Raw genomic sequence first — 13,063 nt, forward strand, 5'->3', positions numbered from 1 at the left:
GGCCGCTACAAAACAAGATTTTATCGGTGGCAGACATGCAGGGCGCGACAGCGGATTATATCATCATCGGGGCCGGATCGGCGGGCTGCGTGCTGGCCAATCGCCTTTCGGCGGATGCGCGCAACAAGGTGGCCGTGCTTGAGGCCGGGGGATCGGATTTCAACTTTTGGGTGCGGATGCCGATTGGCTATGGCGGGGCGTTCTACCACCCGCGTCTGAACTGGCGCTACCAGTCAGAGATCGATGCCGGAACCGGCCGGGCTCATTACTGGCCGCGCGGGAAGGTGGTGGGCGGGTCAAGCTCGATCAACGCGATGGTATTTATCCGCGGGCAGAAAGAGGATTACGACGGCTGGGCGGCAATGGGCAACGCGGGCTGGTCGCATGACGATCTGCTGCCCTATTTCAAGAAGCTGGAGAACAACCTTGCCGGGGCGGATGAATGGCGCGGGACGGGCGGGCCGATCACCGTGTCGCGGATTGATGACGGGGTGCATCCGTTAAGCCATGACTATGTCAAATCTGCCGTGGCGGCGGGCTGGCCGGCTAACCCGGATTTCAACGGGGCGACGCAGGAAGGCGTGGGGCTTTACCAGATCAATACGCGTAACGGTTTCCGCTGTTCGGCAGCGACGGGCTATCTGAACCCGGCGATGAACCGGCCGAACCTTGAGCTGCACAGGAACGCGCAGGTGATCCGGCTGATCTTTGAGGGCCGTCGTGCGGTGGGCGTGGAATACCGTCAGGGCGGCGCTCTCAAGCGGATGATGGCGAAGCGTGAGGTGATCCTGTCGGCGGGGGCGGTGAATTCACCGCAGATCCTGCAACTGTCGGGGATCGGCGACGGGGCGATGCTGCGCGACAAGGGGATCGAGGTGCTGCATGACGCACCCGAAGTGGGGCGCAACCTTCAGGACCATATCGGCTGGGATTTGATTTATGAGACCACCTGCCCGACGCTGAACAACGTGCTGGGGCCGTGGATGAGCCGGATCCGGCTGGGGATGACCTATGCGATGACCCGCAAGGGGCCGCTGTCGCTGAGCGTCAATCAGGGCGGCGGGTTCATCCGCACCTCGCCCGAGCGCGACCGGCCGAACCTGCAGCTTTATTTCTCGCCGATGAGCTATACCAAGGCGACACCCGGAAAACGGCGGCTGATGTCGCCGGACACCTTCCCCGGTGTGCTGATCGGGTTGTCGAACTGCCACCCCAAGAGCCGGGGCCATATCGAGCTGCGCTCGGGCGATCCGATGGACACGCCGGAGATCCATCCGGGCTATCTGAGCGCGCCGGAGGACCTTGAGGAACTGGTCGACGGGGTGCAGATCCTGCGCGATATCATGGCGCAAGAGCCGATTGCCTCGTCGGTCAAGCGCGAGGTCTTGCCGGGGGCGGCGGTGACGGATCGCGATGCGCTGCGCGAAGATATGCGAAAGCGTTGCGGTACGATCTTCCACGCTTGCGGCACCTGCGCGATGGGGCCGGAGGACAGCGCCGTGGTCGATGAGCGGCTGAGGGTCAAAGGGGTCGAGGGGCTGCGCGTCGTGGATGCTTCGATTTTTCCGCGTATCACCTCGGGCAATCTCAACGCGCCAGTGATGATGGTGGGAGAGAAAGCCTCGGACATGATCCTTGAGGATGCGAAGGCCTAGATCGACCTGATGCACTCGGCGAGCGCTGCGACGCTGCGCGAGATCTGTGCCGGGGGAACGGCGCTGAAGCCGAGGGTGATGGCCTGCCGCTGGACCGGGTCGATGGTGAAACGGCTGAGCGGTTCGGTGGCGATGCCCGCCGCCTTGGCCGCAAGTGCAAGCGTGGTGTCTTTCAGGTCCGGGTTCAGCAGGTCTGCCACCGTGTGAAACCCGGTATCGGTGGGTTCAACGGCAAGCAGCCCGTCGAGATGGCGCGCGGATTCACTCATCAGGCAGTCGCGCCGTTCGGTATAGACATCGCGCATCCGGCGGATATGGGCGGCGAAGTGGCCCTCGTTGATGAAATCCGCCATGATCGCCTGCATTGAGGTCGGCGCGCCCTGCATGGTGGCCCCGGCGATGCGGTGGAACATGGGCGCGAGTTTCGGCGGCGCGACGACATAGCCAAGCCGCAGGGCAGGAAACATGGATTTCGAGAAGGTGCCGACATAGATCACGCGGCCCGAGGTATCCATGCTCTTGAGCGGCGGCGGGGCGTGGGCGCCATAGTGGAATTCGCCCACGTAATCGTCTTCGATGATCCAGGCGCTGGCGTTCTCGGCTGCCTGCAAAAGGTCGAAACGGCGCGAGACGCTCATGGTCGTGCCGAGCGGGTGCTGGTGCGCGGGCGTGACGAAGGCGAGCCGGAAATCGGGGGCGCGGTTCAACCCGGCCTGCACGTCCATGCCCTGGGCGTCGACCGGGACGGGCACGAGTTTCGCGCCGCTGGAAATCAGGCTGTTGCGCGCGCCGATGGCGCCGGGGTTTTCGAACCATACGAGGTTGCCCGGGTCGATCAGTGTGGCGCCGATCCGGTTGAAGGCATCCTGCGCGCCGTTGAAGATGAAAACCTCGTCCGCGGTGCAGCGCAGGCCCCGGTTGGCGCGCAGGTGTTGCGCGACGGCCTGGCGCAGTTCGAGCAGGCCCGAGGGGTCGGGATAGCGCATCACATCGGCGCGCGAATTGCGCCAGTGGCGCGCGGCGAGCCGCGACCAGAGCGCCATCGGAAAGACGTCGAACGCGGGCATTCCGGTGACAAAGGCGCGGGGCGCGTCCGGGTGGGCGAGACGTGTGAAATACTGGTCCGAGGCGCTGCTGGAGAGGTTCGCAAGGCGCGGCATCGGCACGTCCTCGCGCGGCTCTGGCGGGGTTGGGGCGGGGATGGGGACGGTTTCACTCACATAGGTGCCGGAGCCGACCTGACTGTGGATCAGACCCTCGGCGGTGAGTTGTTCATAGGCGTTGATCGCGGTGGTGCGTGACACCGCCTGATCCTGCGCCAGCGTGCGCGAGGCAGGCAGGCGTTCGCCGGCGCGCAACTGTCCCGACAGGATCAATTCGCGTAAGGATGTAACAAGCTGGACAGTGATGGTGGCGCTGTCCTTGCGGTCGATACTGAGCGTCGGGATCAGAGCGCCGCCCGCATATTTGGTCAAATTCCGCGACTCCGTTGATTGGTCTGCCAGACATAACATAGTGGACCTTATCAACGGACCACTTTGCAATCACTTTTATCCCAAACACTCACGGATCAGGGGCGCCGCGCGCATGAAACTCAGAAGCATCGAAACCTTCAGCAATGCCTTTGTCGGGTTCGTCCGCATTACGGACGACTCCGGCGCACAGGGGTGGGGGCAGATGTCGACCTATCATTCGGATATCACCGCGCAGGTGCTGCACCGGCAGGTGGCACCCTGGACGCTGGGGCGCGAGATCGAGGACATGGACGATCACCTGAATTTCATTCAGGAGCGCGAGCATAAATTCCCCGGCTCTTACGTCTGTCGCGCGATGGGGGGACTTGAAACCGCGGTCTGGGACATGCGGGGCAAGCTGGCGGGCAAGCCGGTGGTCGAGCTGCTGGGCGGGACACCCGGCAAGATCCGCGCCTATGCGTCCTCGATGAAGCGCGACATCACCCCCAAGGACGAGGCCGAGCGGTTCCGCAAGCTGCGTGGTGAGTTCGGGTTTGACGCGTTCAAGTTCCGTATCGGGTCTGAGGCCGGGCGCGGCAAGGACGAATGGGAGGGTCGCACCGAAGAGATCGTGCCGACCATTGCCAACGCCTTCAAATCGGAGGATGTGGCGCTGCTGGTCGATGCCAATTCCTGCTATGCGCCGCAGCAGGCGATCGAGGTCGGGCGGATGCTCGAGGCGAACGGGATCAGCCATTACGAAGAGCCTTGCCCCTATTGGGAGCTGGAGCAAACCCGGGAGGTTACCGAGGCGCTGGATATCGACGTGACCGGCGGCGAGCAGGATTGCCAGATTCCGATCTGGAAGCGAATGATCGACATACGCGCGGTCGATATCGTGCAGCCCGACGTGATGTACATGGGGGGCATCGGACGCACGATGGAAGTGGCGCGGCTGGCCGAGGCGGCCGGGCTTCCGGTGACGCCGCATTGCGCGAATCTTTCGCTGGTGACGCTTTTCACGATGCATGTGCTGCGTGCGATCCCGAATGCGGGCAAATATCTTGAATTCGCCATCGAAGGAGATGACTACTATCCGTGGCAGCGCGATCTGTTCGTGAACGACCCTTATACCATCACCGACGGTCAGGCCGAAGTGACCGATGCGCCGGGATGGGGTGTCGAGGTCAATCCCGAATGGCTGGCAAAATCAATATACCAGATCAGCGAGATCGACCGCTGATCTGAAAGACCACGGATCATAAGACCATGAGCGACATCTTCACGACGGATTTCAAAGCGGCATCCTACTGGTGGGATCGCTCACCTCTGGCGGACGATCCGGTGCCCGATCTTCCGGCCAAGGCCGATGCGGTGGTGATCGGCGCGGGCTATACCGGGTTGCACGCGGCGCTGCGGATCGCGCGTGGCGGACGTTCGGTCGTGGTGGTCGAGGCCGGAGCGCTGGGGCAGGGATGCTCGACCAAGAATGGCGGGCAGGTCAGCCAGTCGATCAAGCCGGGATTTGATGCACTGGTGCGCAAATACGGCACGGACATCGCACAGCGTATTCTGGGCGATGGTCATGCCTCGCGCGCGTATGTCGAGGATTTCGTCCGCACCGAGGGGATGGAATGCGATTTCCGGGTCAGTGGACGGTTCCACGCGGCCCATAGCGACAAGGCTTTTGCCGAGCTGGAGCACGATGCGGCCAACCAGCCGGCCGGGTTGGAAGTGCCGGTGCGGATCGTGCCACGGTCCGAGCAACGGAGCGAGCTGGGATCGGATTTCTATCATGGCGGTGCTGTTTTCGAGGATCACGCGGTGCTTGATCCGGGGAGGTATCATGCGGGACTGCTGAAGCTGGTGCGCGAGGCGGGGGCGGTGCTGGTGCCGCAGACGCGCGCGACAGGGATCAGTTCAGATGCGAACGGGGCGACGGTGAAGACCTCGCGCGGGACAATTAAGTGTCGCGACGTGGTGATGGCGACGAATGGCTACACGGATGCGGCCTCGCCTTGGCACCAGCGGCGGATCATTCCCATCGGCAGCTATATCATCGCGACCGAGGAATTGCCCGAGGCGCTGATGGACGAGCTGTTCCCGACCGACCGGATCGCGTCGGACAGCCGCAAGGTGGTTTATTATTATCGCACCTCGCCCGACCGGAAGCGCATCCTGTTCGGCGGTCGGGTCAGCGCGGGTGAAACGGACACGACCTTTAGCGCCAAACGGCTTTACGAGGATCTGGTGCGGATCTTTCCTCAGATCGAAGGCCATAAAGTCAGCCATTCGTGGATGGGTTTCGTCGGCTATACGTTCAACCAGCTGGCCCATACCGGGCAGCGCGACCGGGTGCATCACGCGATGGGCTATTGCGGTTCGGGCGTTGGCATGGCGAGCTATCTTGGCATGAAAACCGGCCTGCGGGTGATCGGCGATGCGGGCTCGGCCACGGGGCTGGAGCACGGGGATTTCAGCACGCGTCCGATGTACCGGGGCAAGCCGTGGTTTTTGCCCGCAGCGGTTGAGTTTTATCGTATGAAAGACCGCATGGGCCTGTGATTGGGCCCTAATTGGCTTTCTATTCGTACGGAAATGGACCTTTCTGGCAAACCAAATGAGGGTTGTAATCGAACTGCCATAAAACAAACATAACAGAGCAAGAATAAATTCACCCAAGGGAGACGACACATGAAAACTTCGTTGAAACTGATGCTTGCGGGCACGGCGATGGGCCTGACCGCGGGCTCGATGGCCTCGGCGGAAACGCTGCGCCTGCTCACATGGGGCAGCTACGCGCCCGATGAGCTGATCCAGAAGTTCGAGGAAGAATACCCAGACATCGACGTCGAAGTGACCTTTTCCAACAACGAGGAAATGATCGCCAAGTTGCGCGCCACCGGCGGGTCGGGCTATGATCTCGCCCAGCCGAGCCATGACCGTATCTACGCGGCGCAGCTTGAATACGACATCTACAAGCCGCTCGATCTGAGCCAGATCAACACCGATGCGATGTCGGCGAACCTGCTGGATGGCGTCAAGGCAAACACCACCATCGACGGAGAAGTCTATGCCGTGCCGCACCAGTGGGGCACCTCGGGCATCATGGCCAATATCAAGGAAGCGCCCGATGCCAGCGGCTGGGCCGATCTTTGCGACCCGGCCTATCAGGGCAAGACCTCGATGCGTCTGCGCCGTACGATCCTGCTGGGTACCGCCTTTGGCATGGGGATGAACCCGTTCGAGCTTTATGCCGACAAGGACGCCTATCAGGATATGCTGGATAAGGTGACCGCCAAGCTGATCGAGTGCAAATCCAACATCAAGACCTATTGGAGCGGCGGCGACGACCTGTCGGGCCTGATGCTGTCGGGCGAAGTCGTGCTGTCGGAAACATGGGATTCGACCGCGTATAAGCTCTATAACGAGAACCCGGACATCGTGTTTGTGCCGCCAGAAACCGGCGCGCTCGCGTGGATCGACACCTTTGCCATCCCGAAGGGCGGCGAGGCGGATGACGCTGCTTACAAGTGGATCAACTTTGTGCTGCGCCCCGAGAACGTGACGATCATGTCCGCGTCGACCGGTGCGATTGCTGCCGTGCCGAACGGCATCGAGCTGCTGCCCGACGACAAGCGTTCGGCCGTACAGGCGGCGTTCGACCAGAGCGATCTGGACAACCTGAAGTTCTTTGCCAACATCCCGCCGGGTCTGGAAGACATGGAAGGTCTGGCGCTCGAGCGGATCAAGGCCGCAACCGAATAGGCACTCTCGCCTTGGCAGGTTGACCGAGCAGAGACAAAGGCAGGGGCGTGCACGACACGGCCCTGCCCAAGAAAACAAGTGTACTGGGGGCAGAGCGTGTACGATCTTGAGAGCAAAAGCGTAACCAAGCGGTTCGGCAGTTTCACCGCGGTGGATTCGGTGTCATTCGGGGTGCCGAGCGGGTCGTTCTTTTCGATCCTCGGGCCGTCGGGCTGCGGCAAGACCACGCTGATGCGCATGATCGCGGGATTCGAGAACCCGAGCGAGGGTGACATCCTGATCAAGGATCGTTCCGTGCTGAATGACGCGCCGAACAAGCGTAACGTCAAAATGGTTTTCCAGCATCTCGCGCTGTTCCCGATGATGAACGTGGGCGAGAACATCGCCTATGGGCTGCGCTGCCGGGGCGACGCAAAATCCTCGATCGGGGACAAGGTGAAGGCGGTGCTGGATCGCGTCGGCCTGCCGGGGGTCGAGGAAAAGCAGGTGTCGCAGTTGTCGGGCGGGCAGAAACAGCGGATCGCGATTGCGCGCTGCATGGTGCTTGAGCCGGATGTGCTCTTGCTGGACGAACCGCTTGGCGCACTGGACCTGAAGCTGCGCGAGCATATGAAGATCGAGCTGAAGCAATTGCAGCACCAGTTCGAGACGACATTCCTTTACATCACCCACGACCAGTCCGAGGCGCTTGTCATGTCCGACAACGTGGCGGTGATGAATGCGGGCCGGTTCGAACAGATCGGCTCTCCGAAAGAACTGTATGACCGGCCGGTGTCCGGATTCGTTGCCGGGTTCGTGGGCGATGCGAACCGCTGGGCGGGGCGGATCGACCGGGTGTCGGATGGTATGGCGCGGGTGCAGCTTGAGGGCGGCGATGTGGTCGTCGCCACTTCGGAGGGTGCCGGAGATGGCAGCTCGGTCGAGGTTTTCGTGCGCCCCGAGGTCATCAAGATCGGCGCGGGCCCCGAGGGATCGACTCTGAGCGGCAAGGTGGACAGCCTGCTGTTCAACGGGGCGAACAGCCGGGTGCTGGTAAAGACGCCGTCCGGGAAGCTTGTCGAAGTGGCGGATCCGTCGGGTGCGAGCACGCTTGCCGAAGGGGACGAGGTGCAGATCCATTGGGATCCGAAACGCGCGCTGGCCTTTCCCGGCGAGGCGGCCTGATGCGCAGCGATACAGGCAAGCTGTCGCTGATCCTGTTGATGACGCCATTCGCGTTGTGGATCGTGCTGCTGATCATCCTGCCGCAGGCGGGGATCGGCTATGTCTCGCTTCAGGAAAAGGTTGGGCCGCGCCAGTACGAGTTCGGCTTCAAGAACTACATGGATTTCCTGGGCGAGCCGATCTACTGGAACACGCTGCTTCGCACCGCGTGGATGTCCATTTTGGTGACGATCCTTGCGCTGCTGATCGGGTTTCCGGTTGCCTATTACATCGCCAAGATCGCCAAGAAACAATCGCGGGCAGGGCTGTTCCTATTATGCCTGATCCCTTTGTGGGTGAGCGACCTTGTGCGCGCCTTTGGATGGATCGTGCTGCTGCGCGAGACCGGTATCATCTCCGGCGCGTTGCAATGGCTGGGCATCATCGGCGAACCGGTCGAGCTGCTTTATAACGACATGACGGTGATCATCGGGCTGGTCTATACGGTTGTACTGTTCATGATCGTTCCGCTGGTGTCGACGCTGGACGGGATGGACGATGCGCTGCTTGAGGCCGGGTATAACCTTGGCGGCAGCCGGTTCACCGTGTTCCGCCGGATCATCGTGCCATACGCCATGCCGGGGATCGTGTCGGGCTGCATCATCACCTTCATGCTGACGGCGGGGAGCTACCTGACGCCGATACTGCTGGGCGGCAAGAATTCGAGCTGGTTCACCGAGCAGATCTATAACCAGTTCATCACCCGCTATAACTGGGAGGCGGGCGCGACATTTGGCGTGCTTCTGCTCTTGTTTACCTCATTCGTGGTCTGGGCCGGGCTGCGCCTGACGGGGCAAAGCCTCGCGACCACCGTGGCAAAGGAGTAGGCGCGATGAATTCTGGCAACCGCTCTCCATTCCTTGGGTTCGTGTATCGTGCCTATGTGGTGATCTTTTTCATCTATCTGGTCGCGCCGCTGCTGGCGGCGGGTGTCTTTGCCTTCAACGACTCCATGTTCCCGTCGCTGCCGTGGCAGGGATTTACGCTCGACTGGTTCTTTAACGATACCGAGCCGAAGCTGGGCATGTTTCACGATGACCGGCTGATGCGGGGATTGGGTAATTCGCTTTACATCGGGGTGATCGTGTCGGCGCTGGCGGTGCTTGCGGGGACCTGCAATGCGTTTCTGTTCGTACGCAAGGAGTTTCCGTTCAAGAACGCGCTGTACGTGCTGATGGTGGTGCCGCTGGTGATCCCCGGCGTGATCGTCGGCATCGCGATCCTTGTCTTTGCGAGCATGATCGCGAACGGGATCGACAACGTGTTCGATTTCAACCCGACGTGGCTGCGCCCCGGTATTCCGCTGATCGTTCTGGGACAGTTTTCCTTTTTGACGACGATCACTTCGCTGGTCATTGCCGCGCGGCTTCAGAAATTTGATGAATCGCTGGAAGAGGCGGCGCTGAACCTTGGGGCGAGCCGGGGGCGGGTGCTGGCCACGGTGACGTTGCCCTATCTGGTGCCGGCGTTGTTCTCGGCATTTGTGGTCGCGTTCCTTGTATCTTTCGAGAACTTCAACACGACGCTGATGCTGGTGGGGTCGGATGCGCCGCTCACGATCACCATGTATGACCGCATGGTCAAGGTCGGCTCGACCCCGGTGCTGAACGCGGTGTCGGTGTTCCTGATGATCGGGTCCGGGCTGCTGGCGCTGCTGAGCGTCGTGGCGCAGCGCAACAAGGAAGACGCCTAGGGTGCGGGCGCCGGGCTGACCGAGACCATGTCGACCTCGTGCCGGGTGGTCTGTCGGCCAAAGGCGCGCATCGAGCCCTTGACCGGCGAGACATCGGCATAGTCGCGTCCGATGGCGACAATCACGTGGTCGTTGCCTGCCATCATGTTATTGGTGGGGTCGATCTGGACCCAGCCCGCGTCGGCGCCGCACCATGCCCTGACCCAGGCGTGCATAGCATCTGCCCCTTCGAGTCGTTCCTTGCCCTCGGGCGGGATTGTCCGGATGAAGCCGCTGACATAGCCCGCCGGAATATCGACAGCGCGAAGGGCGGCGATCATGATATGGGTGAAATCCTGACAGACGCCGCGCCGTTTTCGGAAGGCATCGAGCGGGTTGGTCGAGACCTCGGTCGACTCCGGGTCGAATGTCATCGTGCGATGCAGGGCATGGGAAATGGCCTGCACGGCGGCCAGCGTCGACATGTCGGAACGCACGGTGTCGCGGGCGAAATCGGAAATCTCGGCGCCGGGGGTGACCCGTTCGCTCGCCCCGAGGAAATGATGCGGCGAGGTCGGTTGGATCGAGCGGATCGCGTCGGTTTCCTGCCGGATCGCCGAAAGCCCGCGCGACAGATCGAAAGAGACCAGATCGGCGCTGCGCCGCACCCGCCCGTCAAAGCGGAAGGTGATCCGCGAGAGTGACCGGTCATGGGCAAGTTCGGTCGTGCGGTTGCCAAAGAAATCGGCGGAATCTCGGCGGAAATCGCTGGGCGGATCGCAGGAAACGGCGCCTGAGATCAGCTGCTGGTCGGGCAGGTTCAGCGGCATGATGCGCAGCAGGCTGCGGCCCGCGGCGGCGGGGTATTCGTAGCGGTAGCTGATCTTGAGCTTGATGTCGTAAAGGGTGCTCATCTAGTTCAGGTACTCTGTGGTCATCGCGTCGGAAATGCCGATGATTTTCTTGCGGATGGCTTCAAGTCTCTTGCGGTCGATTTCCTCGGGGATGGCGGTGGTGATTTCCGTATGCAGCCGCAGGATGCGGCGTGATAGGGTGGTCATCTGATCGGTGTTGTCGGGCGCGCGGACCTCGGCCTCTTGCTCGCAGAGCTGTTCCAGCTGGGCAAGTATTGAGCGGGGGTTGGCCTTGTCGAGCACCATCATGTCGATCACCGTATTCCGGTTCGAACTGACCGAATAGCGGCGGCGATGGGTCATGGTGCTGTCGCCAACCTCGACCGCGATGTCGAAACTGCCCGCCGGGGCGCGGGCGTCGGCGAAATCTATCAGGAGAGCGGCGATATTCTCGGCCCGTTCGATGGCGCGGCCCATGGTGAGAAAACGCCATCCGGCAGAGCGGAACATGTTTTCATGCACGAGTCCCGAGAATCCGGCGAGCTTGCGCAGCAATACTGTCATGGCGCGGACGGTCTCGTCGCCCGCCTGTTGCAGATCGCTCATCTCGCGCACCGAGGTTTCGAGATCGGCGACGGCGTGCCAGCCATCGGTCGAGAACCGGTCGCGCACCTTGCCCGCGCAGCCGCGCGCAAGCTGGAACAGGCTTAGCAACTGACGCGGAACGGGGTGATCCACATCCAGGCCCTGCCGTCCGATGAAATCGCCAAGGTAAGCCACCAGCGGGTTTGTCTTGTCGCCGGCGTCTTCGAGCCGCAGGTGATAGGCGCGCAGCTTGCGGACCTGGCTTTCGGCGCGTTCCACATAGCGGCCAAGCCAGAACAGGTTGTCGGCGGCGCGGGTCGGCAGCTCTCCCGGGGTGCGGCGCACAAAGGGGCCTGCGGCCTGCTTGGTCAGGCTGTCGGCGACCACGGGTTCGTCGCCGATGACCCAGACATCTGCCACCGATCCGCCGCTTTGCATGGCGAGCGCGGTCGGATCCTCGGTGCGGCCGATCCGGGCATAGCCGCCAGGCATCACCGTCCAGCCATCGGCCGTGCGGGCGGCAAAGACGCGCACCACCATCGGGCGCGGGACAAGCTGGCCGTCGATCATCGCGGGCGTGGTCGAGAGCGACACGGCCTCTTGCCCGACGAGATTTGCGGCGTCCTCTTTCAGCCAGTCCTCGACCGGCCCCTGCGCGCCGTCGCGGAACGATCCGCCCAGTGCCGTGGCGGCATCCATGTCGAAGGGCAGGCTGGTCGAGAGCGCCCGGCCGATCATCATGTCCGAGAGGTTGTTACGCACGTGGTTCAGCTCGTTCGGCTGCCCGCACCACCAGGTCGCGATATTGGGCAGCTTGAGCGGCTCGCCCGTCCAGGTGCGGGCGATACGGGGCAGAAAGGCCATCAGCGCGCGTGCCTCGAGCACGCCGGAGCCGAGGCAGTTCAGCATGGTCAGCGCCTCGTTCCGGAGCGCGGCGACCATGCCCGGCGTGCCGAGCGCCGAACCTTCATCGAGTTCGAGCGGATCGGAGAACCGGCTGTCGAGCCGCCGCCAGATCACGCTTACCGGTTGGGGACCGTGGATCGTGCGCACCATCAGCTCGCCTTTTTCGACGCGAAGATCCTCGCTTTCGAGCAGCATGAGGCCGAGATAACGGGCGATGTAGGCGTGTTCGAAGTACGTGTCAGTGTGCTGGCCGGGGGTGAGGATCGCGACGCGACCTTCGCTGGTGCCGCGCAACTCATTCAGCGCGTCGCGGAAACCCCGGAAGAAACTGGCGAGGCGGGCCACGTTCGCGGTCGGGAAGTGATCGAAGAAGACCCGACTGGTGGCCATCCGGTTTTCCAACGCGAAGCCGGGGCCGGAGGGCGCCTGTGCGCGGTCGCCGAGGACGAACCAGCTGCCATCGGGCGAGCGGCCGATTTCAAAGGCGAGCAGGTGTAGAAAATGTCCTGAGCGGGGTTTGGTGCCGACGACGGGGCGGAGCCATTCTGGATTGCGGGTGATCAGCTCGGGCGGCAGGAGGCCGGAGCTGACCAGTTCGCCGGGGCCATAAAGATCGGCCATCACCCGTTCGAGCAGCTCGGCGCGCTGCACGATGCCTTCGCTCAGGGTTTTCCATTCGTCGGGGCCGATGACCACCGGGATATGGCTGAGCGGCCAGTTGCGTTCGGTCGAGCCGGTATCGGTGTATTGACGGAAATAGACGCCCGCATCCTGAAGATACTGATCGCCCCGCGCAAAACGCCGCGCAAGATCCTGTGGCCCAAGCCCGGCAAGGAAATTGATGAATGGTTCCCAGACCGGACGAATCCGGCCATCGGCCTGCATCAGCTCATCGGCGATGCCGTCTTGCGGGTGATACCCGGCGAGGAGATCTCCTGTCTTGCGGGAATGGGCGGCGTTGTTCAT

General features: G+C 62.5%; 10 protein-coding genes. 7 read left to right on the forward strand and 3 right to left on the reverse strand.

The window, feature by feature from the left end; genetic code table 11:
* The first annotated feature begins 35 nt into the window (after positions 1 to 35).
* The gene (locus MF268_RS10840) at positions 36 to 1,655 is read left to right on the forward strand and encodes a GMC family oxidoreductase (RefSeq protein WP_238371133.1); all 1,620 of its coding nucleotides are present in this window, start codon (positions 36 to 38) and stop codon (positions 1,653 to 1,655) included.
* On the opposite strand, the gene pdxR is transcribed toward MF268_RS10840, so the two are convergent.
* A complete protein-coding gene (pdxR, locus tag MF268_RS10845; protein ID WP_238370883.1) occupies positions 1,652 to 3,130 on the reverse strand; it encodes a MocR-like pyridoxine biosynthesis transcription factor PdxR in 1,479 nt (492 codons plus the stop codon). The genes MF268_RS10840 and pdxR overlap by 4 nt on opposite strands.
* A gap of 112 nt (positions 3,131 to 3,242) precedes the next feature.
* Here pdxR and MF268_RS10850 point away from each other — a divergent pair, with 112 nt between their 5' ends.
* The 6 genes from MF268_RS10850 to MF268_RS10875 all read left to right on the forward strand — a co-directional run bounded on the left by MF268_RS10850 (position 3,243) and on the right by MF268_RS10875 (position 9,773).
* A complete protein-coding gene (locus MF268_RS10850) occupies positions 3,243 to 4,352 on the forward strand; it encodes a mandelate racemase/muconate lactonizing enzyme family protein (RefSeq protein ID WP_238370884.1) in 1,110 nt (369 codons plus the stop codon).
* Positions 4,353 to 4,378: 26 nt separating this feature from the next.
* Positions 4,379 to 5,674 (forward strand): NAD(P)/FAD-dependent oxidoreductase, encoded by a 1,296-nt coding sequence (locus MF268_RS10855; protein ID WP_238370885.1) that lies wholly within the window; start codon positions 4,379 to 4,381, stop codon positions 5,672 to 5,674.
* 129 nt (positions 5,675 to 5,803) lie between these two features.
* Entirely contained in the window at positions 5,804 to 6,877 is a 1,074-nt protein-coding gene (locus MF268_RS10860) for an extracellular solute-binding protein (protein ID WP_238370886.1), read from the forward strand.
* A 96-nt stretch (positions 6,878 to 6,973) separates the two neighbouring features.
* Positions 6,974 to 8,041: an ABC transporter ATP-binding protein gene (locus MF268_RS10865; protein WP_238370887.1), complete on the forward strand. Its 1,068-nt coding sequence runs from the start codon at positions 6,974 to 6,976 to the stop codon at positions 8,039 to 8,041.
* A complete protein-coding gene (locus tag MF268_RS10870) occupies positions 8,041 to 8,907 on the forward strand; it encodes an ABC transporter permease (RefSeq protein ID WP_238370888.1) in 867 nt (288 codons plus the stop codon). The genes MF268_RS10865 and MF268_RS10870 overlap by 1 nt, the downstream gene beginning before the upstream one ends.
* A 5-nt stretch (positions 8,908 to 8,912) precedes the next feature.
* The gene (locus MF268_RS10875; protein ID WP_238370889.1) at positions 8,913 to 9,773 is read left to right on the forward strand and encodes an ABC transporter permease; all 861 of its coding nucleotides are present in this window, start codon (positions 8,913 to 8,915) and stop codon (positions 9,771 to 9,773) included.
* Here MF268_RS10875 and MF268_RS10880 read toward each other — a convergent pair.
* The gene (locus MF268_RS10880; RefSeq protein ID WP_238370890.1) at positions 9,770 to 10,666 is read right to left on the reverse strand and encodes a transglutaminase family protein; all 897 of its coding nucleotides are present in this window, start codon (positions 10,664 to 10,666) and stop codon (positions 9,770 to 9,772) included. The two genes, MF268_RS10875 and MF268_RS10880, sit on opposite strands and share 4 nt — an antisense overlap.
* A complete protein-coding gene (locus MF268_RS10885) occupies positions 10,667 to 13,063 on the reverse strand; it encodes a circularly permuted type 2 ATP-grasp protein (RefSeq protein ID WP_238370891.1) in 2,397 nt (798 codons plus the stop codon).

This window comes from Heliomarina baculiformis (genome assembly GCF_019966545.1).
Classification (GTDB): Bacteria; Pseudomonadota; Alphaproteobacteria; order Rhodobacterales; family Rhodobacteraceae; genus Heliomarina; species Heliomarina baculiformis.

Excerpts from the sequence above, each read along its gene's own strand:
- MF268_RS10880 (WP_238370890.1), bottom strand. The coding sequence starts at position 10,666 with ATGAGCACCCTTTACGACATCAAGCTCAAGATCAGCTACCGCTACGAA.
- MF268_RS10840 (WP_238371133.1), top strand. The coding sequence starts at position 36 with ATGCAGGGCGCGACAGCGGATTATATCATCATCGGGGCCGGATCGGCG.
- MF268_RS10850 (WP_238370884.1), top strand. The coding sequence starts at position 3,243 with ATGAAACTCAGAAGCATCGAAACCTTCAGCAATGCCTTTGTCGGGTTC.
- MF268_RS10855 (WP_238370885.1), top strand. The coding sequence starts at position 4,379 with ATGAGCGACATCTTCACGACGGATTTCAAAGCGGCATCCTACTGGTGG.
- MF268_RS10860 (WP_238370886.1), top strand. The coding sequence starts at position 5,804 with ATGAAAACTTCGTTGAAACTGATGCTTGCGGGCACGGCGATGGGCCTG.
- MF268_RS10875 (WP_238370889.1), top strand. The coding sequence starts at position 8,913 with ATGAATTCTGGCAACCGCTCTCCATTCCTTGGGTTCGTGTATCGTGCC.
- MF268_RS10870 (WP_238370888.1), top strand. The coding sequence starts at position 8,041 with ATGCGCAGCGATACAGGCAAGCTGTCGCTGATCCTGTTGATGACGCCA.
- MF268_RS10885 (WP_238370891.1), bottom strand. The coding sequence starts at position 13,063 with ATGAACAACGCCGCCCATTCCCGCAAGACAGGAGATCTCCTCGCCGGG.